Here is a 23,626-nt window from a genome sequence, read left to right as displayed (position 1 = left end):
GCGCCGTCAGCGCCGTCCGGTGCTCAGCGCCGTCCGGTGCTCAGCGCCGTCCGGTGCCGAAGATTCCCCGGATGACGCCGGTCAGCACCTCCTGGGCCGCGCGCGAGCCGAGGATCTGCTCCGCCGGCGTTCTCCGGCGCGAGCGCGTGTTCGAGGTCATGCTGCGCAGCATCCGGTCGTCGTCGCGTCGCTCCTTCGCCTCGTCGGCCGCGGCCTGCTTCCGGATGGCGGCGAGCTGCTTCGCGTAGGCGGCGTCGGCCTTCGCCCGCAGCTTCGCGGCGTCCTGCTCTGCCTTGCGGCGCGCGGCCTCGGCCTCGGCCGCATCGAGAGCCGCCTGCGCGGCGTTCATGCGAGCGGTGAGGATCTCGCGCGCCGACTCGCGATCGACCGCCTCGGCGTAACGCGGCCGGATCTCGGATGCCGCCACCCGGGCCTGGACGTCCTCCACCGCTGCCGGCGACATCGACGCCTGCGGCGCACGGAGCCGTGTCCACGCGACGGGGGTGGGCGCACCCTTCTCGTTCATGACGGTGACGATGGCCTCGCCGGTGCCGAGCTCCTGCAGAACCCGCTCCAGGTCGTAGCCCGATCGCGGGTAGGTGCCCACACTCGCGCGCAGCGCCTTGACGTCATCCGGGGTGAAGGCACGAAGCGCGTGCTGTACGCGCGAGCCGAGCTGCGCCAGCACATCGGACGGCACGTCCTTGGGTGTCTGCGTGACGAAGAAGACGCCGACACCCTTCGACCGGATGAGGCGGACCGTCTGCACCACCGCGGCGAGGAAGTCCTTCGACGCGTCGCGGAACAGCAGATGCGCCTCGTCGAAGAAGAACACGAGCTCCGGCTTGTCGACGTCACCCACCTCGGGCAGCACCTCGAACAGCTCCGCGAGCAGGTACATCAGGAAGGTCGAGTAGAGCACCGGGCGGTCGGCCACACCGGGCACCTCGAGGAGGGTGACGATGCCCTCGCCTCCGTCCGTGGTCCGCATCAGGTCTCGGACGTCGAACTCCGGTTCGCCGAAGAACACGTCCGCCCCGGCGTCGGCGAAGGTGATGAGTTCGCGAAGGATGACGCCCGCCGTCGCCTTGGAGAGTCCGCCGAGCTCCGCGAGCTCGGCTTTGCCGTCATCGCTCGTGAGGTAGGTCAGCACCGCCCGCAGATCGGCGAGGTCGACGAGAGCCAGGCCGTTCGCGTCGGCGTAGTGGAAGACGAGACCGAGACTCGACTCCTGCGTCGCGTTGAGTCCGAGCACGCGGCTCAGCAGCAGCGGGCCGAAGCCGGAGACGGTCGCGCGCACCGGCGTTCCCGACCCGCGGCCGCCGAGCGCCAGGAACTCGGTCGCGAAAGAACGCGGCGACCAGTCCTGCCCGATCGCGCTCGTTCGCGAGAGGAGCTTCTCGCTCGGCTCGCCCGCCGAGGCAAGACCCGAGAGATCGCCCTTGATGTCGGCCGCGAACACCGGCACGCCGTTGGCGGCGAGCTGCTCCACGAGAACCTGCAGCGTGCGGGTCTTGCCGGTGCCAGTGGCGCCGGCAACGAGACCGTGACGATTCGTCATCGCCAGCGGGATCCGCACGAGCGCATCACGCTGCGGCTCGCCGTTCAGGAGCGCCCCGAGCTCGAGGACGGGACCGTCGAACGTGTAGCCCCGGCGGATGTCGTCGACCTCGGATCCGTCGAGCGGAACCGCCGCCCCGGAGGGCTCGGCTTCCCCGGCCGCCGACGGCTCGGGTTCGCCGGTCGGAGTCGACGGCGCCGCGTCCCCGGCCGGGGCCGACCCGGCTCGCGCGGCAGCTGCCTCGGCGGCGGCCAGGGCGGCTCGAGCTCGGGCGGCGACGAGCGCGGCCTCAGCGGCTTCCGCTTCCGCACGCAGTCGTGCGAGATCGGCTGCGGCGATCGCGTCGTCGGAGGGCATGGCCGGGTCGTCGGGCGAGACGCTCATGCCGGCGAGCCTAGCCCCGCCGCTCTCGCACGGCGCGGCGCTCGCGTTCGAGCTGCTCGGTGAACATGGCGGCCACGATCAGGGCGACGCCGGCGCCCAGCAGCATCCCACCGACGGTGTCGGAGAGCCAGTGAGCGTGCACGACCGTACGGCTGAGCGCCATCAGCAGGGTCCACACGATTCCGACGAACGCGACCCAGACGCGCGGGAAGAGGATGATCGCGACGATCGCGATCGTGGCCGCATTTGCCGTATGCCCCGAGGGATATGAGCCCGCATCCGTCGTCACGAGGATGTCTTCGGGTCTCGACCGATCGACGAGGTTCTTGATCAGCTGGACCACGAGCGCGCTCAGCGCCGACGCCACGAGGAAATAGCCCGCAGCCCAGGGCCGTCGCAGCAGGACCAGAGCCACGGCGACCGCGATCGGGATCGCGAAGACGCCGACCCACGTGCCGCCGATCCGGTTCATCACGAGCCCGAACACCAGGCCGACCGCGCCCGGGTCGGCCGGCAGCGTCTCGTTCCACCACCGGTCGATCGCGAAGGGCTGGCCGAGCTGCGTGAACAGCCACCATCCCAGCAGCGCACCGGCCACCACCAGCACGAAGCCAATGGCGGCGCGGCGCGGCCAGAGTCGGCGGGGGTCGGTCGGCGGAGCGTCGTTCATCCGTCCATTGTGTCGACGGCGGCGGATTCGACCCCGCCCCTTGCGCTGAGAGCAGCGATCAGGGAGAGAGCTGCGGCACGCTGCGCGGCCGCACGACGAGCCACAGCGAGAGGACCGCCACCACGGCGCACCCCGCCATCACCGAGGCCATCGTCGTCGCGGTGATGCCCGAGCCGCCCGAGATCCACGCCGCGAGCGGCGAGATGAAGCCGGCGACGCCGAAGTTGACGGCGCCGATCAGGGATGCCGCGGTCCCGGCGGCTCGGCCGTGACGGTCGAGAGCGAGCACCTGAACGCAGGGGAAGGTGAAACCGCACGCCGTGATGAAGAAGAACAGCGGCACGACCGTGCCCCACAGGCCCAGCCCCAGCTGGTCGGTGACGATGATGGTGGCCCCCGCGATGACGAGCACGGCGGTCGAGACCGCCATGACCCACTGCGGGCCGAAGCGGGCGGCGAGCCGCGACGCCGTCTGCACGCCCAGCACGACTCCGAGGGAGTTGACGGCGAACAGGACGCCGTACTGCTGCGGATCGAAGCCGTAGGTCTGCTGGAAGAGGAACGACGACGACGACAGGTACGAGAACAGTCCGCTGAAGGTCATGCCGCCGATGATCAGCACGCCGATGAAGATGCGATCGCTCAGGACGCTGCGGTAGCGCTGCCAGACCGTGGCGGAACCGCTGTCGCGGCGGCGCGCTTTGGGCAGGGTCTCGGGCACGAGGAAGAGCGAGGCGATCAGCATCACCGCGCCGTACGCGGCGAGCACGACGAAGATGCCGCGCCAGGGCATGACCGTCAGCAGGCCCGAGCCGACGAGCGGGGCGGCGACCGGGGCGACACCGGAGACCAGGGCGAGTCGGCTGAGCATCACCACGAGCCGGCGTCCACCGAAGAGGTCGCGCACGATCGCCATCGCGACGACACCGCCCGCCGCGGCGCCGATCCCCATGAAGACCCGGGCGGTGCTCAGCAGCTCGAGGGTCGGGGCGATGGCGGCGGCCGTGCTCGAGAGCACGTGGAGCGCGGTCACGCACAGCAGCGGGACCCGGCGCCCCAGCTTGTCGCTGAGCGGGCCGACGATGAGCTGGCCCAGCGCGAAGCCGACCATCGTTCCGGTGAGCGTCAGCTGAATCGCCGCCGCCGTCGTCTGGAAGTCGGCCTCCAGCGCGGGGAAGGCGGGCAGGTAGAGGTCGATCGTGAAGGGCCCGAGCGCCGTCAGCGCGCCGAGCAGGATGATGTAGATGACGCGGCGTGAGGTCGGGATCGCGTCACCCGGATGCAGCATGATGGGCGCGGTAGCCGGGTTCGAGCCCAGCGTGCGGATCGCCCCGGTGGCGGAGGAGGAATGATGGGGAGGAGTTTCGGGCACGTCTTCTTCGTTTCGTGGCAGCAGCGTTTTTGAGCGACCTTCTATCGTAACCCGCCGCCGCTCCGCGTCGTTCGCGCCTCTCAGCCGATTCACCATTCACGCGCATAGGCTGGCTCCGCGCCGCGCGCGCTCCGACACTCCCCTTGCCCCCGAACCGAGGTCACAGCAATGACTCCGTCCGCCGACAAGCGAACGAGCGGCAATCCTGCCGCCCAGGCCCAGATCAACCTCACCGTCAAGCAGCAGCGCGAGCAGCAGAAGCAGGCCAAGCTCGCCGAGTACCAGAAGCAGCTGGCGAAGCGACGTCGCAGCAAGCTGACGTGGTGGGTCGTCGGCTCGACCGCCGCGGTCGCCGTGGTGGGCCTCATCGCCGCGTCGGTCATCCTCGCGCCTCGGCCCGTCACGTACGAGGCCGGCAACAGCACGGGTCGCGAGATCCCCGGCGTCGAGACGTTCCAGAACATCACGACGCACGTGGAGGGCACCGTCGAGTACCCGCAGAACCCGCCGGCCGGTGGCGAGCACAACCCGTACTGGCTCAACTGCGGCGTCTACACCGAGCCGCAGGCGAACGAGAACGCGGTCCACTCGATGGAGCACGGCGCCGTCTGGATCACGTACGACCCGGCCCAGGTATCGGATGCCGACATCGAGACCCTCGAGGGCTACATGCCGAGCACGTACGCGCTGCTGACGCCGTACCCCGACATGGACACCCCCATCGCCGTGAGCGCCTGGAACGCGCAGCTGAAGGTCGACTCGGCCGACGACGAGCGCATCCGCGACTTCTTCACCGAGTACTGGCGCAGCCAGAACGTCCCCGAGCCGAACGCGATCTGCTCGGGCGCGATCGACGGCCCCGGCAAGGCGTGACGGACGACGTCACGGCGGAGACGGGCGCGCAGATCCCCGTCCCGTCATCCACCGGCCTGCGCTCGTGGGCGGTGCTCCTCATCGTCCTCGCGGTCGCGGGCTCGGCATTCGCGGTAGGACGTTTCTCCGCCTTCGGCACCTCCCCGTCGGTTCCCGGCGGCTCCTCCCCCGAGGCCGGGTTCGCCCGTGACATGCAGGTGCACCACACGCAGGCGATCGAGATGGCGATGACGATCTATCGCAAGACCGAGGATGAGGGCATCCGCACGCTTGCGTTCGATATCGCCACCGCACAGGCGGGCCAGCGCGGCGAGTTCTACGACTGGCTCGTCCAGTGGGGGCTGCCGCAGGCATCCACCGCGCCCCTCATGCAGTGGATGGTCGGGCACCCCGCTCACAACCACGGGACTCAGGCGCAGCAGCCGAGCGACGAAGAGCTCCGCGCCCAGATGGGCATGGCCACGCCCGCTCAGCTGGCGCAGCTGGATGCCGAGACCGGGGTCGCCGCCGACTGCACGTTCCTCGGCCTCATGATCCGGCACCACGAGGGCGCGATCCCCATGGCGCAGGCTCTCGTCGACCTCGGCAGCGACCCGCGGGCCGTCCAGGTCGCCGGCGGCGTCATCGAGACGCAGAGCGCCGAGATCGACCTGATGCGCTCGATCCAGCAAAGACTGGGGTGCGAGGGCTGACAGCCCCCGCACCCCAGCGGCATCCGATCCTGCCGATCAGCCCTTCGTCGCACCTGCCAGCAGGCCGCGCACGAAGAAGCGCTGCAGGGCGAAGAACACGATCAGCGGCACGATGATCGAGATGAAGGTTCCCGCCGACTGCAGGAACCAGCGGTTGCCCCACGTGCCCGACAGCGAGTTGAGCGCCTGCGTGATCGGCAGCGCGCCCGGCGACGCGAAGATCGTCGCGACCAGCAGGTCGTTCCACACCCACAGGAACTGGAAGATCGCGAACGATGCGATGGCCGGGGCTGCCAGCGGGACGATGATGCGGAAGAAGACCTGCCCGTGGCCGGCGCCGTCGACCCGCGCCGCTTCGATGATCTCGCCCGGGATCTCGGCGATGAAGTTGTGCAGCATGAAAGTCGCCAGCGGCAGGGCGAAGATCGCGTGGGCGATCCAGACGCGGGCGAAGCTGTACTGCACCTCGTTCAGGCCGAAGCCGGGGAAGATGGGCACGTCGTTGATCGTCAGGCCCTCCGAGAAGAGGCTGAGCAGCGGAACCAGGGCCATCTGCAGGGGCACGATCTGCAGTGCGAAGACGAACACGAACAGCGCACTGCGGCCCTTGAAGTCGATCCAGGCGAACGCGTAGGCGGCGAGGGCTGCCATCACGATGGGGAACACCGTCGCGGGGATGGTGATCGCGAGCGAGTTGATGAACGCCGACGCGAGCGTCGTGGACGTCCCTCCCGACGTCAGCGCCTCGGCGTAGTTGTCGAGGGTGAACTCGGGATTGGTGAAGACGGTCCACCAGCCGGTGGACTGGGTGTCGGCACCGGGTCGGAACGACGTCACGAACAGGCCGAACGTCGGGATCGTCCAGAAGACGGCGATGATGACGGCCGCGATGGTCGCGCCCTTCGACGTCAGCTTCTTGTGGGCGATCGCCTCGTTGCGGCGGGTGTCGCGCGCCACTTGGCGCTTGGTGCGGGTGTCGACGGGCGCGGCCGGGGCTGCAACGGTCATCAGCGGATCTCCCTCTGCTTGGCCATCGATCGGGCGTTGTAGATGATCAGCGGCAGGACGAACAGGAACAGCACGACAGCGAGCGCGGACGAGTGCCCGTAGCTCTGGAATCGCTGCTGCTGGTTGACCATCTCGAAGCCGAGCACGGTCGTCTCATCGCGACCGCCGGTCATGACCGCCACGATGTCGTACACCTTGAGCGACGCGATCGTGATGGTCGTGAGGACCACGATGAGCGACGACCGGATGCCGGGCACCGTGACGTTGCGGAACCGCTGCCAGGCATTGGTCCCGTCCAGCTGCGCCGCCTCGAGCTGCTCGGTCGGCACCGCCTTGATCGCGGCCGACAGAATCACCATGGCGAATCCGGTCTGGGTCCAGATGAAGACCACCAGGAGCATGAGGGTGTTGATGACCGGCTTGATGGCGAGCCACTGGATCGGATCGCCGCCGAATGCCGTGACGATCGCGTTGAGCAGGCCGACCTGCTCCCCCTGGCGGGCGTCGTACATGAACTTCCAGATGATGCCGGCGCCGACGAACGAGATCGCGACGGGCATGAACACCAGGACCTTCAGGACCTTCTCGCCGCGGGCACGATCGATGAACACCGCGTACGCCAGGCCGATGGCGACGGAGATCGTGGGAGCGAGGAGCGCCCACAGGATCGTGTTGACGACCGAGGCCGTGCCCGTCGGGTTCGTGAACACCCAGAAGTAGTTCTCCAGGCCCACGAACTGCTCGCCCGACTTGTCGTAGAACGACTTGAAGATCGTGGCGATCGCGGGGTAGATCAGTCCGAGCGCCAGCATGATGCTGGCCGGGGCCATGAAGAGGATGAGCTGGAACAGATAGCCCGCGCCCTGACGCGACCGGAAGTCCGCGAAGAAGAGCAGCGCACCGACGAGCAGCGCGATCGCGACGACGTAGAGGACGGCGTTGGCGTAGGGCCGCAGCAGCAGGAAGGCGAGCACCGGGATGACCAGGCACGCGACGAGCCGCATGATGAAGTAGCCGCGACCCGGGCGGGGCGCGTACTCGATGAGCACCAGGATGATGCCCACGACGAGCCCGAACACGGCCAGGATGACGGGGATCTGGATGAGCGGGTTCATCGCGCCCAACCAGAGGAAGAAGCTGTTGAGCGAGAACCCGATCGTGATGCGCGACGATTCCTCGCTCGATCCGGTGAAGATCAGCAGCAGGAGGATGGCGACGATCAGGGCGAATCCGGCGGCGACGATGATCCGAGTGATCGACCGCCCCTTCGGATCGGTGGCATGCGTGGTGGTGGGAGGTTCGGTGTCGACGGGTCTGTCGACGGTCGTCTGCGACATGTGGATCCCCTTCTGAGTACAGCGGCGTACCCGGGCGGTACGGACGGGAGGAGCGGGGCCGGGCTTGTGCAGCCCGACCCCGCTCGGCTCAACCGATCGTCAGGCGACGATCAGTTCTCGTAACCGGCCTGGATGTCGGACAGGACCGTCTCGGTGTCCTTACCGTCGATCCAGTCGACCATGCCCTTCCAGAACGAGCCCGAGCCCACCGTGGACGGCATCAGGTCGGATGCGTCGAAACGGAAGACCGTGGTCTCGTCCTGCAGCGTCGTCATGGCTTCCTGGAGGAACTCGCTCGAGGCGAGCGAGGGGTCGGCGTTCTTGTTCGCCGAGATCACGCCGCCGAGCTTGACGCGCGCGTCAGCGAACTCGGGCGAGGCCATGAACTCGAGAACCTTCTGCGTCGACTCGTCGTCCGAGAACGCGGCGACGAACTCGCCGCCGCCCTCGACCTGGAGCTCGCCTTCGGTGTACCCCGGCGTCAGGAACGCGTAGACGTCACCGTCGGGAGCGACCTCGGGGGTCGCGCCGTCGGCGGTCTGCACGTCGAGGAAGTTCGCCGACAGGAACGAGGCCTGGTGCGTGAGGGCGCAGTCACCGCTGGCGACAGCCGCGGCCACGTCGCCGAACGCGGTCGAGTTGATGCTCTTGACGTCGCCGTAGCCCGCGTTGACGTACTCGGGGTTGAGCAGGATCTCGCCCACCGCGTCGAACGCGGACTTGATCTGCGGGTCGGTGAACTTCACGTCACCGGCCACCCACTGGTCGTACACGTCGGGGCCGGCCTGGCGCAGGACGAGGTCCTCCACCCAGTCGGTGCCCGGCCAGCCCGAGGCGGCGTCGGAGGCGAAGCCGGCGCACCACGCGGGACCGCCGGTCGTCTGCACGATCTTGTCGGTGAGAGCGATCATCTCGTCCCACGTCTTGGGAATCTCGACGCCCCACTCGGCGAACTGCTTCGGCGAGTACCAGACGTAACCCTTCAGGTTCGCGAGCATGGGTGCCGCGTAGAAGGTGTCGTCGAACGTGCCGTACTGCTTCCAGTCGGGCGACCAGTTCTCGTCGACCGCGCTCTCGACCGCCTCAGTCGCGGGCAGCACCTTGCCGGTCTCGACGAGCGTCTTCAGCAGGCCGGGCTGCGGGACGATCGCGATGTCGGGGGCGTCGCCACCGGTCACCTTGGTGACGATGTTGCCCTCGAACGACTTGTCGCCGGTGTACTCCACCTTGATACCGGTGTCCTCGGTGAACTGCGCGAACGACTCGTTGAGTGCGTCAGCCTCACCACCGGTGATGCCGCCCGAGATGCGGACGGTCGTCTTCGCGTCGCCGCCGCCCTCGCCGCCGCCTTCGCCGCCACCTTCGGCGCACCCAGCCAGCACCAGTGCTGCCGCGCCCATGAGGGCGACGGGGGCAAGAAGACGGTATCGCTGTGACAATGCCATGTACTTCTCCTCTATCGGGATCATCGTTCACCCAGAGGAGCCTTGTCCGCATCCATTGGGGAACCGATTCCAGGACAACCTACTGTCCTGCGGAGTCCGGCACAACCAGCGGAATATCACGGATTGACAACCATCCCATGTGGTAATAAGCGAGGCCGTGGGAGCGCTCACACTCGAGGCGCCTGGAACCGGTTCCCGGTCGCGGTCGAAACCGCTACGCTCTGGTGGGAGTCCCCCGGCAGGTCTCCCCGAACGGACGAGGAGGTCCCATGAGCACCATCGCCGACGTGGCCACCCGTGCAGGGGTGTCGAAAGCGACGGCGAGCCGCGCCCTCACCGGACGCGGGTACGTGTCCGACGAGACCCGCAGGCGCGTCGCTGCCGCAGCACAGGAGCTGTCGTATGTCGCGCACTCGTCGGCGATGAGCCTCGCGACCGGTCGCACGCAGACCGTCGGCGTCGTCATGCCCCACGTCAGCCGATGGTTCTTCGGAGAGGTTCTCGAGGGCATTCAGGCGGCTCTCCTGGAGCACGGCCTCGACCTGACCCTGTACGACGCTCGCCCGGGGACGGAGACGCGGCGCCGGGTGTTCGAGGACTTCCTGGCCCGTCGGCGCTTCGACGGTGTCATCGCGGTGGGCCTCGAACCTGCCGAGAGCGAGCTGGGCGCACTGCTGGCGCTGGGAAAGCCAGTCGTCAGCGTCATCGGCACCGAGGGCGACACCAGCCTCGTCACGCTCGACGACGCGCACGCCACCGCTCTCGCGACCGCGCACCTCGTCGAGCTGGGGCATCGCCGCATCGCGTTCCTCGGTGGCACCGACTCCACGCACTGGCCTCACGTCGAGTCCGAGCGATACGCCGGCTACGAGTCGGAGATGCGTCGCGCCGGTCTCGCCGACGAGATCTCGCGGGTGCCGGCCGAGCTCTCGATGCCAGCCGGGTACGCTGCCGCGGTCGACCTGCTGAGCGACCCCGCCGCCCGACCCACGGGCATCGTTGCGGCCTGTGACGACGTCGCGATCGGAGCGATCATCGCCGCCCGCCGCCTCGGCATCCTCGTCCCGTCGTCGCTGAGCGTCGTCGGCATCGACGATCACGTCAATGCCGAGATGTTCGCCCTGACGACGTTGCGACAGGTCCCCCACGAGCAGGGCCGGGCCGCCGTCGAGCTGCTCCTGCGCCACATCGAGGACCCCGAGGCCGACACCGTGACGATGCGGATCAAGCCGCGCATGGTGGTCCGGGGGACGACAGCGGGAGCACCTGGACACAGCTCCGTCGCCGTCCGCGACTCGACCCTCTCCCGCCGGGACTGAGTCCGGCGCAGACGACGACGGCCCCGGATGCAGCATCCGGGGCCGTCGTGCTGCTCTCGAGTGAGAGCGGGGAATTACTTGAGGGTGACCGTCGCGCCGGCCTCTTCGAGAGCGGCCTTCGCCTTCTCGGCGGTCTCCTTGTTCGCGCCCTCGAGGACGGCCTTGGGAGCACCGTCGACGACAGCCTTGGCCTCGCCGAGGCCCAGCGAGGTGAGCTCGCGGACCGTCTTGATGACCTGGATCTTCTTGTCGCCGGCAGCCTCGAGGATGACGTCGAACGAGTCCTTCTCCTCCTCGGCCTCAGCGGCACCAGCGCCACCAGCGGCGCCGGCAACGGCGACGGGGGCAGCAGCGGTGACGTCGAACTTCTCCTCGAACGCCTTCACGAACTCGCTGAGCTCGACGAGGGTCAGGCCGGCGAACTGCTCGAGCAGCTCCTCGGTGGAAAGCTTCGCCATGATGTATCTCCTAGATAGATGGGGTTGGTGTAAGAGCTCGCCTGTCGCTCACGCGGCGTCGGCGGTCTCCAGCTTTTCGCGAAGCGCGTCGATGGTGGCGGCAGCCTTGCCCATCGTCGCCTTCATCATGCCCGCGGCCTTGGCCAGCAGAACCTCGCGGCTCTCGAGCGAGGCGTACTTGTTGACCTCGTCGGCGGTGAGGGCGTTGCCCTCGAAGATGCCGCCCTTGATGACGAGGAGCGGGTTGGCCTTGGCGAAGTCACGCAGAGCCTTGGCGGTGGCGACGAAGTCGCCGTGCACGAACGCCACGGCCGAGGGACCCTTGAGGTCCTCGTCGAGCGCCGTGATCCCCGCGTTGTTCGCGGCGATCTTGGTCAGCGTGTTCTTCACCACGGCGTAGTTCGCGTCCTGACGGATGCTGTTGCGCAGCTGCTTGAGCTGGGCCACCGTCAGACCGCGGTACTCGGTCAGCAGAACGGCAGTCGAGTCCTCGAATGACTTCGTGAGCTCGGCGACCGATGCGTCCTTCTGCACCATGGTCACTCCTTGATGTGTGCCTGACGCCCCGCGGTGGCGGAGCGCCGGCCTCGACCAGCCCCGGACATGACAAAAGCTCCGGCGCAGAGGCACGGAGCTCGTTTCCCGAAGGAGAAGTTCAGTGTCACCTGCGCGGGCCCCTGCAGTGCAGAGCTTCGATCACGAGTGCGCTCACGCGCACACCGATGACCAGCGGTCTTTGGCTTACCCCCACCATACCCCCACACCCCCATCCCCCAAATCCCCCCACCCCCGCGCCGAGCGCACGGCATCCCGCCCACTGCACGGCACCGCTACGCAGCGTGCCCGTGCACTCGGCGCGAGCTCGTTCGCTCGGCGCCGGCCGCGAGTTCTGCACATCTGGGGGCGGGGTGGGGGTGTCCACACATGGGTGGGGGGATGGGGTGGGGTGTGGGGGTGGGGGTGAGCATGGGCGGGATGCGCAGACGACGAGGACCGGATGAGGTGCGGGCATTGCTCCACCGCCGACGCGACCTGCTCGTGGCGGGTGAGAGCGAACGCTCGATCGACCGCTCGGTGCGGGACGGCATCCGGGTGCACGTGCGACGCGGCTGGTACGTCGACCGCGCCGCGTTCGATGAGCTCTACGCCGAGGACGCGCATCTGCTCCATGTGATGGCGGTCGCGCACGAGGTCCGGGGCCACGCGGTCGTCTCGCACGAGTCCGCCGGGGTCCTGCACGGCCTCGATCTCTATCGCCTCCGGCCGACCCGCGTCCACCTCACGACGGCCCCGGGCGCCCGGGTCTCCAGCGGCCCCGATGCATTCCGCCACTGCGCGCCTCTCGATGCGCATGACGTCGTCGAGGTGAACGGCATCCGCTGCACCTCCCTGGCGCGGACGGTCTTCGACGTCGCGCGCACCATGACTCCCGAGGCGGCGCTCGTCATGGCCGACCGCGCGGAACGGATCTGGTGCGACCGCACGGGCCGCTCCCCCGACGACTGGCGGATGGCGATGTCCGCTCGGATCGCCGAGGCGGGCGCGGCGCGAGGGATCAGGCGGGCTCGATGGGTGGTGGGCTTCGCCGACGGCCGGGCCGAGTCGACCCTGGAAAGCGTGAGCCGGTTCCGGTTGCACCAACTCGGCTTCCGGTCGGTTCGGCTACAGGTGCCGATCGCTGGCCCGCGCGGTGCGGGCTGGTACCGCGTCGACTTCGGCCTCGACGACGCCGATGCCTGGGGCGAATGCGACGGCGTCGGCAAGTACCTCGACCCGGAGCTCCGCTCAGCCCGCTCGGCAGAGAGGACGGTCCTCGACGAGAAGCGCCGCGAAGACTGGATCCGGGGTACGACCGGGCGCCGCCTCGTGCGCTGGGAACCTCGTCACGTCACCTCCCCGTCAACCCTCGCCGCCCACCTCAGGGCATTCAACATCCACCCTCCCCGTTGAGCGCACGGCTTGCCGCCGAATGACCGCGACATCTACGCACCGATGCCGTGCAATCGATGGGATGCCGTGCACTCGACGCCTACGCGTGAGGTGGGGTGGGGCGGGGGCACGCCGAGGGGCAAGGGCGGGGAGGGAGGGCGGGCGGGGTTAGGGTCTAATGCGTGTCACCCGAACTCGCTGCTCGCATCGTCGCGGACTCGCGCGACCGCGTGGCGTGGATCCGGGCTCGCTCGCGGGGCATCACGGCGACGGACGTCGCGGCGCTGACGAGCCCGAAGGCGATTGCGCGCGCCGCCGACGCCAAGCTCATGGGCTCGGGGTTCTCCGGCAACGCGTACACCGACCACGGTCGCCGCCGCGAACCGGAGATCGCCGCCTGGGTCGCTGCGACGCACGGCATCCAGCCCTCGTCCGCGCTCTTCCACGCCGTGGTCGAGAAGCGACACCTCGCCACGCCCGACGGCGTGATGGTGGATGCCGACGGCCGTGTCACCCTCGCCGAGATCAAGACCACGAACAAGAGCTGGCGCTCGATCCCCCGCACCTATCTGCGTCAGGTGTGGTGGCAGCAGCACGTCCTCGGCGCCGAGCGCACCCTCGTGGTGTGGGAGCAGCACGACGACTTCGTCCCCATCGACGACGAGCCGCGCTGCGCGTGGGTCGACCGCGATGAGCGCGAGATCCGATCACTCGTGAATCTCGCGACCGATCTCATCGACGAGCTGTACCGCCGCACGATGCAGCGGCGCGCGGCGGAAGCGCCGCGGATCGTCGCATCGCGCCCGCGCGAACCCTTTCGAGCCCTCGCCCTCAGCGACTGACCGGCCTCTCGTCACGGGCGGGGCGATCACGCCAGCGGCGTGACCACCTTGGCCTCGGCATCCCAGAGGCGCAGTCCGGTCAGTTCACCCTCGAGGGTCGGCGCCCCGACGATGCCGAGCGCGCGTCCGATCTGCTCCGCCGTCATCCGGCGCGCCAGGGTGATGTGGGGTGTCCATCGGTCTGCCGCGGTGACGGCGTAGCGCACCGGCGGCGGTCCGATGAGGTCGACGATGCGGGCGTGAAACCTCAGCAGCGCGGCCGTCATGACGAGGGGCCGGGCCAGGACGAACCTCTCCCCCGCAGCGAACACCACCGCGCCACCGAGCCGGCACTCCACCGGCAGGGCGTCACCGAGACGCGCCAGTTCGCGCCCAGCATCCGTCGACAGGTCGTCGCGCACCGCGAGAGTCACGTGGGGGCGGTTCGATTCCGAGGGATGCCGCCCCGCGCTGGGCAGGTCGGCTTCGATGAGCCGCTGCCAATCGGCCCGCACGGCCACCTCGATGCGGGTATCGGGAAGCGCCTCCACACTGAACACGTCCCCATCCTCGTCGCAGCGAAGCGCGCGCGGGAATAGTTGACGTAACTCAACGATTGAACATATAGTTGACCGATCTCAACGGTTGACTTTCGTCAACCAGTTACGCCGCCCCGCGGCTACCGAAATACCGTCCGCCGACGATCCGCGCCAACGCAGCCGCGTCCGTCCGAATCCCAGGAGGACTCATGTCCGCTTCCGCATCCACTCAACCCGAGGGGAAGAACATGTCGCGCCGCGGCGTGCTCGAGGCCCTTTCGGGCCTTCTGCTCGGCATGTTCGTGTCGATGCTCGCCTCGACCGTCGTCTCGACCTCGCTGCCGGTCATCATCCACGATCTCGAGGGCACCCAGGCCGCGTTCACGTGGGTCGTCACGGCGACTCTGCTGACGACCGCGATCTCGACCCCGATCTGGGGAAAGCTCGCCGACCTCACCAACCGCAAGGTGCTGTACCAGCTCGCGATCGTCATCTTCGTGCTGGCGACCGCTGCTGCCGGCTTCTCGCAGTCCCCCGAGATGCTGATCGCGTTCCGCGCGGTGCAGGGCATCGGCGCCGGTGGCCTCGCCGCCCTCAGCCAGGTGCTGATGGCCGACATCATCAGCCCGCGCGAGCGCGGCCGCTACATGGGCCTGTTCGGCGCCGTCATGGCCGTCGCCACGATCGGCGGCCCGCTGCTCGGCGGCGTCATCACCGATGCCTGGGGCTGGCGCTGGAACTTCTTCGTCGCCCTCCCCGTCGCCGTCGCCGCCCTGCTGATCGTGCAGCGCACGCTCCACATCCCCGCGCACCCGCGCAAGGAGACGCGCATCGACTACCTCGGCATCGTGCTGCTGTCGGCATCCGTCTCCCTGCTGCTGATCTGGGTGACGCTCGCGGGCGACTCGTTCGAATGGATGAGCGTCGAGACCCTCCTGATGGTCGGTGGCGCCGTCATCGGCGCGGTGCTCTTCGTGATCACCGAGCTCAAGGTGCGCGAGCCGCTCGTGCCCCTCACGCTCTTCCGCAACCTGACCTTCACCCTCTCGGTGATCGCCTCGATCGCGACGGGCATCGCCATGTTCGGCGCCTCGGTGTTCCTCAGCCAGTACATGCAGCTCGCCCGTGGAGCCACCCCCACCGAGGCCGGCCTCATGACCATCCCGATGATCGGCGGACTGCTCGTCGCCTCGATCGGCGTGGGCGCGCTGATCACGCGGACCGGCCGCTGGAAGCCGTTCCTCATCGTCGGCGCACTGCTGCTGATCGGCGGAGCGAGCCTGCTCTCCACGATCCACTACGACACCGACTTCACGCTCGTCTCGATCTACATGGCGATGCTGGGCGCGGGCATCGGCATGACGATGCAGAACCTCGTGCTCGTCGTGCAGAACACCTCTCGCCCCACCGAGATCGGCGTCGCGAGCTCGGGCGTGACGTTCTTCCGGAGCCTCGGCGGCACGATCGGCGTCTCCGTCATGGGGGCGGCGCTCGCCTCGCAGGTCACCACGCTCGTCAGCGATCGGAAGGACGACATCCAGGCCGCGCTGGTGTCTCTCGGCGACCAGGCCCCGACCTGGGCCGCACAGCTGCAGTCGGACACGCTCCCCCAGGTCTCGGCGATGCCCGAAGCGCTGCGGATCGTCTTCGAGGACATCTACGCCACCGGCATCTCGCACTCGTTCCTCATCGCCGTGCCGTTCGCGGTCCTGAGCCTGATCGCGATCGTGTTCCTGCCGAACAAGCCGCTGACGACGATGACCACCACCGAGCGTCTGCAGGCCGGCGAGGCCGACCTGGCCACCGTGTCGGTTCCGGAAGGCATGAACGCCCTCACCGCGACCGGCGCCGTCCACACGGATGCCGCAGACTCCGACGCCCCGGTCGACGCGGAGACGCGCCGCTCGGCTCGATAGGGTGATCGGGATGACCGCGCGAGAGTCCGCCGAGTCCCGGGGGTGCACCACCCCCGGGACTCCCGGCCCGTGGGGATCGGTCTTCGACGACGAGCGCACCGCGGCCGTCCGAGCGCTCGAGCTCGAGTTCGGTGAGCTGTTCACGCACGTCCGGCGGCTGTTCGCCGAGAACGCCGACCGGCTGAGCCCGGGAATGCTCCCGGGCGCGTACAAGGTGTTCACGACGATCGCGCGCCGTGGCGAGATCACGCTCTCCGCCCTCGCCGAGACGCTCCACTCCGACAAGGGCCAGATCAGCCGCACGGTCCGCGAGCTCGAGGAGCTCCAGCTCGTGCAGCGCACGCCCGACCCCGCCGACGGCCGCTCGAGCCTGCTCTCGGCCACCCCCGACGGCATCCGCCGGCTCGACGCCGTCCGCGCGCCGCGCGAGAACTCGCTGCTGACCGCGCTCGAGTCGTGGCACGTCGACGACATCCGCGAGCTCACCCGGCTGCTCCACGCCCTGTCGTCATCCGAGACGCCCGACTGAACGCCCTCGCTCCCGCTTCCGGCGACGCCGAGCTTCTCCCTCCGGTGACCGCGGCGTAACACGGTCGAGACAATCTCACGATTGACTGAGATCGACCGAGCATCATCGCCGCCGACGCCGCGGTGTGAGGAAGGAGCGACGGATGAGATTCCGGCCGCTGCGCACAGCAACCGCCTCCCAGCCGACGACGCCGGCCGAGGCGACGCCCGAGACGATGCGAGCGGTCGTGTTCGATGAACCCGGCGCGCCCGAGGTTCTCCGCGTGACCGATGTCCCGGTGCCCTCTCCCGCCCTGAGCGAAGTGCTCGTGCGAGTGGTGGCCGCCGGTGTGAACCCCATCGACACCAAGACGCGGCTGGGACGCGGTGTGGCAGGACTCATCGATCGCTGGCCGAGCACCCTCGGCTTCGACTTCAGCGGCGTGGTCATCGCGAGCCCCTACGAGACCCACGAGCTGCAGCCCGGCACCGAGGTGTTCGGCATGCTACCGTTCCCCCGCTCGGGTGGCAGCTACGCGGAGTACGCCGTCGTGCCCTCGTTGTCCGTCGCCCGAAAGCCCGCGAGCCTGTCGCATGTGGAGGCGGCGGGGGTTCCCCTCGCCGCGCTCACCGCTTGGGGGCTGGTGGTCGAGACCGCCCACGCGCACGAGGGACAGCGAATGCTGATCCACGCCGGATCGGGCGGGGTCGGTCACTTCGCTGTGCAGCTCGCCGCGTACTTCGGCGCACAGGTGACCGCCACCGGCTCGGACCGCAACCTGCCCTGGCTGCGCGAGCTCGGCGCTTCGGTCGCGATCGACTACGCGACGACGCGCTTCGAGGACGTCGTCGGCGAGATGGATGTCGTCATCGACCTCGTGGGCAACGTGCACGACGACACCGGTTCCCGCTCGCTCGGGGTGCTGCGTCCGGGCGGTCTGTACGTCATGGTCCCGACCGGCGGATGGCCGGGGTACGCCGAGGCTGCCGCAGCGGCGGGCGTACGCGCGACCGGGTACAAGGTGATCCCCGACGGCAGCGTGCTGGCCACCCTCGGCCGCCTGCTCGACTCGGGCGCCATCCAGGTCTTCGTCGACAGCGTCCACGACCTCGCCGATGTCGCCGCCGCTCACATCGAGGTCGAGCGGGGTCACTCCCGCGGAAAGGTCGTCCTCACGGTCGCGGAGTCCTGAGTCCCTCCCCGCCCGGCGGCCGGGTTTCGCCGAGCGCGCACCCTCGCGCCCACGACGCACCGTCATAGCGACACTCTCGCGACGAGCGTGCACTCTCGGCGAAGCGAGCTCGGGCTCACGCGACGGGCTCGAGCACGCGCCGGGCTTCTGCGACGATCTCCTCGGCGACCGCGTCGAGGAGCGGCGAAGCGAGGTTCCACTGCTGCCAGTACAGCGGCACGACGATGTCGTCTCCCCCGAGCCGCACCAGCTCGCCCCGTTCCACGTGCACGCGTGACTGCAGTGTCGGCAGGAGCGCCCACCCGAGGCCGAGCAGCACGGCGGTCGCGAAGTCCTGGGATGCCGGGACGCGGTGCCGCGGCGGTGCGTCGGCAGCCACACCCGCGCCGCGCAGCCACCGGGTCTGCAGCTCGTCGCGGCGGTCGAAGTCCACGACCGGCGCCGACGCGAGTCCGGCGCGATCGGGTCCTGCGCCCACGCCCGCCTCCGCGAACCATCGCCTCGCGAAGGCGGGCGTTGCGACCGCCTCGTACCGCAACGCGCCGAGCGCCGACACCCGGCATCCCGCCACCGGAACCCGCCGAGAGGTCACCGCGCCCACGACCGTTCCGCTCTCGAGCAGGCCGGCGGTGAAGTCCTGATCGTCGCGATGCAGGTCGAACACGACATCCCGTGCGGACGCGACCCGGGCCAGCGGCGGCAGGAACCACGTCGCGAGCGAGTCGGCGTTGACCGCGAGCGGAACGCTCGTGGCCTCTTCGTCGGCCCCCTCGAACGCGTCGCGCTCGAGCAGGGCGAGCTGGCGGGCGTAGCGCACGAAGCGGTGCGCCGCCTCGGTCGCGCGCGCAGGCTTCGACCGCACGAGCAGAACCTGGCCGGCGACGCGCTCCAGAGCCCGCACCCGCTGGCTCACGGCGGATGGCGTGATGTGCAGACGACGCGCGGCGGCATCCAGGCTCCCCTCGTCGAGGATCACCGCGAGGGTCTCGACCAGCTCGACCGGAACGCGCATCTTCAGCTGTGCTTCATCGACTGCAGATCCATGAACTGGACTGTACCGACCTGCGACCCTAGCGTCGACTCGTGCTCTCCGCTTCCCTCTCGGGCCTCGGCCTCGGCCTGTCGCTCATCGTCGCCATCGGCGCGCAGAACCTGTTCGTGCTGCGGCAGGGCATCCGGCGGGAATACGTTCTACTCGTCGCGACCATCTGCGCCGTATCCGACGCCGTGCTGATCGTCGCGGGGGTGACCGGCCTCGGCCTCGTGGTGGCGGGCCTGCCGTGGCTGGTGCCCGTCGTGCGGTGGGCCGGCGCGGCGTTCCTCCTCGCCTACGGCCTCCTCGCTGCTCGTCGTGCCTGGCGCCCCAGCGGGCAAGCTCTCGACGCGCAGGCGGCGACCGAGCGCCCCGCGCCGGCCCGCCGCGCCGCCGTCGCGCTCACGTGCCTCGCGCTGACCTGGCTGAACCCCCACGTCTACCTCGACACCGTCTTCCTCCTCGGGAGCATCGCCGCGACCCACGGCGACGACCGCGTCTGGTTCGCTGTCGGCGCTGTGACGGCGAGCGTCGTCTGGTTCTTCGCGCTCGCGTTCGGAGCGCGCCTCCTCGGGCGCGTGCTCGCGACCCCGGGCGCGTGGCGCGTGCTCGACGGGCTCGTCGCCCTGGTCATGATCCTCCTCGCCGTGAGCCTCGTCTGGCCGTGAGGCAGGATGAGGGGATGCGAAGCGTTCACGTGGTCGTCGAGGGCCGTGTCCAGGGCGTCGGATATCGCTACAGCCTGCTGCTCGAAGCTGATAGGCGCGGCGTCGCCGGCTGGGTGCGCAACCGTAGCGACGGCACCGTCGAGGCTGCCCTGGAAGGCACGGATGACGCTGTCGACGCGGTGCTCGCCTGGATGGCGGAGGGCCCTCCCGGGGCGCGGGTCGACGCGGCGCGGGTCACCGACGCGGTGCGCATCGGCTCGATGGGCTTCGAGGTTCGCGACACCCAGTGACCGAAGCCGCGGCACCGCGCCGGCGCCGCGACCGGCCTCACGACGCCGGCAGCCCGGCGGCGAGCTCGCGCAGCACGTCTCCCGCGTTGTCTCGCGTGGCGAGACCTGCGGCCTGGCCCGCCCACAGCGACGAGAGCTCCGGGTCACCCCCGGCGGCGGCGCGGAAGACTCCCGTGAGCCAGTTCTGCGCCGGGAATGGCGCGATCACCCCCGCGGACTCGATGTGGCGGACGGCGCGATTCGGGATGCCGCGCGCGAGGCGCCCGCTCATCGCACGCGTGAGCACCGTCGAGGTGTCCTGCGCCCCGGCGATCGCGGCGCGATGGCCCTCGGATGCGGCCGACTGCCGCGTCCGGAGGAAGGCGGTCCCGACCTGCACCCCCGAGGCCCCCAGGGCGAACGCTGCGGCGACGCCGCGCCGGTCGGCAACGCCGCCCGCGGCGACCACCGGCACGGACACGGCGTCGACGACCTGCGGCACGAGAGCGAAGGTCCCCACGAGGGAATCCTCCGGCGCCCCGAGGAACGAAACGCGGTGACCCGCGGCCTCGGCGCCGCTCGCGACGATGACGTCTCCGCCGCCGGCCTCGAGCGCCCGCGCCTCGGCGACCGTCGTGGCGGTCCCCATCACGCGGATGCCCAGCCGATGCGCGTCTTCCACGACCGCCGACGCGGGCACGCCGAACACCACGCTCAGGACCGCGGGTCGTGCCTCCCAGATCGCAGCGAGCTGCTCCTCGAGCGGCGGCAGGAAGCGCTCCGGCAGCTCGGGTACGGCCGCGCCCGCGACTGCGTAGAGCGGCCGCAGCGCGTCGCGCGACGGCGCGGCATCCACTCCGTGCGGCGTGACCTCGTCGCCGAGCGGCAGCCACAGGTTGAGAGCGAACGGGCGAGCCGTGCGCTCTCGGATCGACGCGACGGTCTCGCGGATCCGCGTGCCGTCGTACCCGTAGAGCCCGAACGACCCGAGTCCACCTCCCTCACTGACCGCGGCCGTCAGCGCCGCGGACGACAGACCCCCGAAGGGGCCGAGCACGATGGGCAGATCGATTCCGAGGACATCGGTGAGGGAATGCCGCATGAGCCGACGCTAGCGCGATCCGGGCGAGCCCGGAACGACGAACGGGGCCTCACCCGAAGGTGAGACCCCGTTCATGCGAATCGCGATCAGACGAGCGCGTTGACGTCCAGCGGGATGCCGGGGCCGAACGTGGTCGACACGGCGCCCTTCTGGATGTAACGACCCTTGGCGCTCGAGGGCTTCAGACGGACGATCTCCTCGACCGCCGCGTTGAAGTTCTCTTCGAGCTGCTCGGCCGAGAACGACGCCTTGCCGACGACGAAGTGCACGTTGGCGTGCTTGTCGACACGGAACTCGATCTTTCCGCCCTTGATCTCCTCGACGGCCTTGGCCGGGTTGGGGGTCACGGTGCCGGTCTTCGGGTTGGGCATGAGGCCTCGGGGACCGAGGACCTTGCCCAGGCGGCCGACCTGGCCCATGAGCTCGGGCGTCGAGACGGCCGAGTCGAAAGCGGTCCAGCCGCCGGCGACCTTCTCGATGAGCTCGGCGCCACCGACCTCGTCAGCGCCAGCGGCGATGGCGGCCTCAGCGGCCGGGCCCGTCGCGAAGACGATGACGCGAGCGGTCTTGCCCGTGCCGTGGGGCAGGATGACCGTGCCACGGACCATCTGGTCCGCCTTGCGCGGGTCGACAGCGAGCTTCAGCGCGACCTCGACGGTCGAGTCGAACTTCTTCGAACCGGTGTCCTTCGCCAGAGCGACGGCCTCGGTGGAGCTGTAGAACTTGTCGCGGTCGATCTTCGCCGCGGCTGCTTCGTAAACCTTGGACTTAGCCATTGTGTTCTCCCCCTCAGCTCTCGACCGTGATGCCCATGGAACGGGCGGTGCCGGCGATGATCAGCGAGGCGGCCTCGATGTCATTGGCGTTCAGGTCGGGCATCTTGGCCTCGGCGATCTCGCGGACCTGGTCCTTCGTGAGCTTCGCGACCTTGGTCGTGTGAGGCGTGGCCGAACCCTTGGCGACTCCGGCGGCCTTCTTGATGAGCTCCGCGGCGGGCGGGGTCTTCAGGATGAACGTGAAGCTGCGGTCCTCGTAGACGGTGATCTCCACGGGGATGACGTTGCCGCGCTGCGACTCGGTCGCGGCGTTGTACGCCTTGCAGAACTCCATGATGTTGACGCCATGCTGACCGAGCGCGGGGCCGATCGGCGGCGCCGGGTTGGCTGCTCCGGCGTTGATCTGAAGCTTGATCAGGCCGGTCACCTTCTTCTTCGGTGCCATTCGTTTTCCTTTCGTCGAGCGGATGCCGGCGGCATCCCTCTCCCGCACGCCCGGCATCTCCGAGCGGCGGTTGTGTCATGCAGGCGCACAAGCGCCCGCAAACTCCCCAAGCTTACCGCATCCTCGGCTTCGAGGATGCTGGCGAGGGCGGCACCGGGACGACGAAGCGCCCCGGCCGCCGGGTGGCGGACGGGCGCTCGTCGACGTGATGTCGCGTTACTGCTTGGTGACCTGGTCGAACGAGAGCTCGACGGGCGTCTCGCGCTCGAAGAGCGACACGAGCACCGTGAGCTTGCCGCTCTCGGGCTTGATCTCGCTGATCGAGCCGGGAAGGCCGGCGAACGAGCCCTCCTTGATCGTGATGGTCTCGCCGATCTCGAAGTCGACCTCGGTGACGACGCTGCGCGTGGGGGCGGCGACGCCCTTGGCCGCGCCGGCCTTGGCGGGAGCCGCTTCCTTGACCTCGACGAGCGACTTCAGCATGTTGAACGCCTCGTCGAAGCGCAGCGGCGTGGGGTTGTGGGCGTTGCCCACGAAGCCCGTGACACCGGGGGTGTGGCGGACGACCGACCAGGTGTCTTCGGTGAGCTCCATGCGGACGAGCACGTAGCCGGGGATCCGGACGCGCGTGACCATCTTGCGCTGACCGTTCTTGATCTCGACGACGTCCTCCATCGGGACCTCGACCTGGTAGATGTCTTCCTCGACCTCGAGCGTCGACTTGCGCTGCTCGATGTTGGCCTTCACCTTGCGCTCGAACCCGGCGTAGGAGTGAATGACGTACCACTTGCCCGGCAGCATGCGCAGCTCGGTACGGAACGCCTCGTACGGGTCTTCGTCGTCGCCGACGGAGATCTCGATGCCGGCGGCGGCCTCGAACTCGGAGAGGTAGTCGACGGCCTCCTCGGAGACCTCGACGTCGGGCTCGGGACCGTCGTAGGGCTCGACCTCGTCGGCCGCCTCAGCGGCCTGCTCGGCGATCTCCTCCTCGAGGGAGTCGGTCAGGACCTCCGCGGCGGCTTCGGCCTCGGCGGTCTCGTCGATCTCGAGCGCGTCGTTCACGACGGCGTCGGCCTCGGGGTCGTCGATCTCCACACCGTCGAGGTCGGTGTCGTCCTGCTCGGCCTCATCGTCCACGACGTGGACAGCGGCGTGCTCGGCGGCGTCGGAGGCGCGCTCCTGGCCTGCCAGCACGTTGCCCTCCTGGGCTTCGTCGTCCTCGCTGGACTGCTCGGCGGCCGTGGCCCAATCGACGTCGTCGGGGATGCGTTCTGACACTGCGTTCTCTTCCATCGGTTGTCGGGATGCC

24 protein-coding genes are annotated in these 23,626 nt (G+C 69.4%); 10 read left to right on the top strand and 14 right to left on the bottom strand.

Annotation, left to right across the window (positions count from 1 at the left end):
• Positions 1–40 precede the first annotated feature (40 nt).
• The 3 genes from P6897_RS04330 to P6897_RS04320 are packed head-to-tail and all read right to left on the bottom strand — an operon-like array spanning position 41 to position 3,903.
• Positions 41–1,918, bottom strand: a complete 1,878-nt coding sequence (locus P6897_RS04330; protein ID WP_282502553.1) for a helicase HerA-like domain-containing protein — start codon at positions 1,916–1,918, stop codon at positions 41–43.
• Between the two features lie 37 nt (positions 1,919–1,955).
• Positions 1,956–2,615 (bottom strand): phosphatase PAP2 family protein, encoded by a 660-nt coding sequence (locus tag P6897_RS04325; RefSeq protein ID WP_282502197.1) that lies wholly within the window; start codon positions 2,613–2,615, stop codon positions 1,956–1,958.
• Positions 2,616–2,673: 58 nt separating this feature from the next.
• On the bottom strand, positions 2,674–3,903 hold the full coding sequence (locus P6897_RS04320; RefSeq protein ID WP_282502552.1) for a multidrug effflux MFS transporter: 1,230 nt from the start codon (positions 3,901–3,903) through the stop codon (positions 2,674–2,676).
• A 252-nt stretch (positions 3,904–4,155) separates the two neighbouring features.
• Here P6897_RS04320 and P6897_RS04315 point away from each other — a divergent pair, with 252 nt between their 5' ends.
• On the top strand, positions 4,156–4,860 hold the full coding sequence (locus P6897_RS04315) for a DUF3105 domain-containing protein (RefSeq protein ID WP_112613535.1): 705 nt from the start codon (positions 4,156–4,158) through the stop codon (positions 4,858–4,860).
• The gene (locus P6897_RS04310; protein WP_348997233.1) at positions 4,857–5,552 is read left to right on the top strand and encodes a DUF305 domain-containing protein; all 696 of its coding nucleotides are present in this window, start codon (positions 4,857–4,859) and stop codon (positions 5,550–5,552) included. Before P6897_RS04315 ends, P6897_RS04310 begins: the two co-directional genes overlap by 4 nt.
• Positions 5,553–5,588: 36 nt before the next feature.
• Here the strand turns inward: P6897_RS04310 and P6897_RS04305 are convergent, their stop codons facing one another.
• The 3 genes from P6897_RS04305 to P6897_RS04295 form a co-directional block, all read right to left on the bottom strand.
• The gene (locus tag P6897_RS04305) at positions 5,589–6,560 is read right to left on the bottom strand and encodes a carbohydrate ABC transporter permease (RefSeq protein ID WP_112613533.1); all 972 of its coding nucleotides are present in this window, start codon (positions 6,558–6,560) and stop codon (positions 5,589–5,591) included.
• Positions 6,560–7,897: a sugar ABC transporter permease gene (locus P6897_RS04300; RefSeq protein WP_112613531.1), complete on the bottom strand. Its 1,338-nt coding sequence runs from the start codon at positions 7,895–7,897 to the stop codon at positions 6,560–6,562. The genes P6897_RS04305 and P6897_RS04300 overlap by 1 nt, the downstream gene beginning before the upstream one ends.
• A 110-nt stretch (positions 7,898–8,007) precedes the next feature.
• Positions 8,008–9,342, bottom strand: a complete 1,335-nt coding sequence (locus tag P6897_RS04295; RefSeq protein ID WP_282502195.1) for an extracellular solute-binding protein — start codon at positions 9,340–9,342, stop codon at positions 8,008–8,010.
• Between the two features lie 269 nt (positions 9,343–9,611).
• On the opposite strand from P6897_RS04295, the gene P6897_RS04290 reads away from it, so the two are divergent.
• A complete protein-coding gene (locus P6897_RS04290) occupies positions 9,612–10,661 on the top strand; it encodes a LacI family DNA-binding transcriptional regulator (protein WP_282502194.1) in 1,050 nt (349 codons plus the stop codon).
• 74 nt (positions 10,662–10,735) lie between these two features.
• On the opposite strand, the gene rplL is transcribed toward P6897_RS04290, so the two are convergent.
• Both rplL and rplJ read right to left on the bottom strand, forming a co-directional pair.
• On the bottom strand, positions 10,736–11,119 hold the full coding sequence (gene rplL, locus P6897_RS04285; RefSeq protein ID WP_023952029.1) for a 50S ribosomal protein L7/L12: 384 nt from the start codon (positions 11,117–11,119) through the stop codon (positions 10,736–10,738).
• Positions 11,120–11,167: 48 nt separating this feature from the next.
• Positions 11,168–11,656: a 50S ribosomal protein L10 gene (rplJ, locus tag P6897_RS04280; RefSeq protein WP_112613525.1), complete on the bottom strand. Its 489-nt coding sequence runs from the start codon at positions 11,654–11,656 to the stop codon at positions 11,168–11,170.
• Positions 11,657–12,094: 438 nt separating this feature from the next.
• On the opposite strand from rplJ, the gene P6897_RS04275 reads away from it, so the two are divergent.
• On the top strand, positions 12,095–13,069 hold the full coding sequence (locus tag P6897_RS04275; protein WP_282502193.1) for a hypothetical protein: 975 nt from the start codon (positions 12,095–12,097) through the stop codon (positions 13,067–13,069).
• A gap of 161 nt (positions 13,070–13,230) precedes the next feature.
• A complete protein-coding gene (locus tag P6897_RS04270) occupies positions 13,231–13,890 on the top strand; it encodes a YqaJ viral recombinase family protein (protein WP_112616890.1) in 660 nt (219 codons plus the stop codon).
• Positions 13,891–13,916: 26 nt separating this feature from the next.
• Here P6897_RS04270 and P6897_RS04265 read toward each other — a convergent pair whose 3' ends face one another.
• The gene (locus tag P6897_RS04265) at positions 13,917–14,429 is read right to left on the bottom strand and encodes a 2'-5' RNA ligase family protein (RefSeq protein ID WP_269267439.1); all 513 of its coding nucleotides are present in this window, start codon (positions 14,427–14,429) and stop codon (positions 13,917–13,919) included.
• A gap of 188 nt (positions 14,430–14,617) precedes the next feature.
• Between P6897_RS04265 and P6897_RS04260 the strand changes: the two genes are divergently transcribed.
• The 3 genes from P6897_RS04260 to P6897_RS04250 all read left to right on the top strand — a co-directional run bounded on the left by P6897_RS04260 (position 14,618) and on the right by P6897_RS04250 (position 18,024).
• Positions 14,618–16,324, top strand: coding sequence for an MDR family MFS transporter (locus P6897_RS04260; RefSeq protein WP_282502192.1), 1,707 nt, complete (start codon positions 14,618–14,620; stop codon positions 16,322–16,324).
• Positions 16,325–16,334: 10 nt separating this feature from the next.
• Positions 16,335–16,853, top strand: coding sequence for a MarR family transcriptional regulator (locus P6897_RS04255; protein WP_112616995.1), 519 nt, complete (start codon positions 16,335–16,337; stop codon positions 16,851–16,853).
• Positions 16,854–16,995: 142 nt separating this feature from the next.
• Entirely contained in the window at positions 16,996–18,024 is a 1,029-nt protein-coding gene (locus tag P6897_RS04250) for an NADP-dependent oxidoreductase (protein WP_274177448.1), read from the top strand.
• Positions 18,025–18,139: 115 nt separating this feature from the next.
• On the opposite strand, the gene P6897_RS04245 is transcribed toward P6897_RS04250, so the two are convergent.
• Positions 18,140–19,036 carry a LysR family transcriptional regulator ArgP gene (locus P6897_RS04245; RefSeq protein WP_282502191.1) on the bottom strand — a complete coding sequence of 299 codons (897 nt, stop codon included), beginning with the start codon at positions 19,034–19,036 and terminating at the stop codon, positions 18,140–18,142.
• A 71-nt stretch (positions 19,037–19,107) separates the two neighbouring features.
• On the opposite strand from P6897_RS04245, the gene P6897_RS04240 reads away from it, so the two are divergent.
• Both P6897_RS04240 and P6897_RS04235 read left to right on the top strand, forming a co-directional pair.
• The gene (locus P6897_RS04240; protein ID WP_282502190.1) at positions 19,108–19,725 is read left to right on the top strand and encodes a LysE/ArgO family amino acid transporter; all 618 of its coding nucleotides are present in this window, start codon (positions 19,108–19,110) and stop codon (positions 19,723–19,725) included.
• A 14-nt stretch (positions 19,726–19,739) separates the two neighbouring features.
• Positions 19,740–20,015 carry an acylphosphatase gene (locus P6897_RS04235; RefSeq protein ID WP_282502189.1) on the top strand — a complete coding sequence of 92 codons (276 nt, stop codon included), beginning with the start codon at positions 19,740–19,742 and terminating at the stop codon, positions 20,013–20,015.
• A 37-nt stretch (positions 20,016–20,052) separates the two neighbouring features.
• Here P6897_RS04235 and P6897_RS04230 read toward each other — a convergent pair whose 3' ends face one another.
• The 4 genes from P6897_RS04230 to nusG all read right to left on the bottom strand — a co-directional run bounded on the left by P6897_RS04230 (position 20,053) and on the right by nusG (position 23,595).
• Entirely contained in the window at positions 20,053–21,096 is a 1,044-nt protein-coding gene (locus tag P6897_RS04230) for a nitronate monooxygenase family protein (RefSeq protein ID WP_282502188.1), read from the bottom strand.
• A gap of 86 nt (positions 21,097–21,182) precedes the next feature.
• On the bottom strand, positions 21,183–21,872 hold the full coding sequence (gene rplA / locus P6897_RS04225) for a 50S ribosomal protein L1 (RefSeq protein ID WP_112616874.1): 690 nt from the start codon (positions 21,870–21,872) through the stop codon (positions 21,183–21,185).
• Between the two features lie 13 nt (positions 21,873–21,885).
• Positions 21,886–22,317 (bottom strand): 50S ribosomal protein L11, encoded by a 432-nt coding sequence (gene rplK / locus P6897_RS04220; protein ID WP_023952050.1) that lies wholly within the window; start codon positions 22,315–22,317, stop codon positions 21,886–21,888.
• A 216-nt stretch (positions 22,318–22,533) separates the two neighbouring features.
• Positions 22,534–23,595, bottom strand: coding sequence for a transcription termination/antitermination protein NusG (gene nusG / locus P6897_RS04215; RefSeq protein ID WP_181574192.1), 1,062 nt, complete (start codon positions 23,593–23,595; stop codon positions 22,534–22,536).
• Positions 23,596–23,626 lie beyond the last annotated feature (31 nt).

The organism is Microbacterium sp. BDGP8, assembly GCF_029991045.1.
GTDB classification, from domain to species: Bacteria; Actinomycetota; Actinomycetes; order Actinomycetales; family Microbacteriaceae; genus Microbacterium; species Microbacterium plantarum.
Note: the sequence above shows the minus strand (reverse complement) of the source record. Positions and strands in the feature narration are given on the sequence as shown.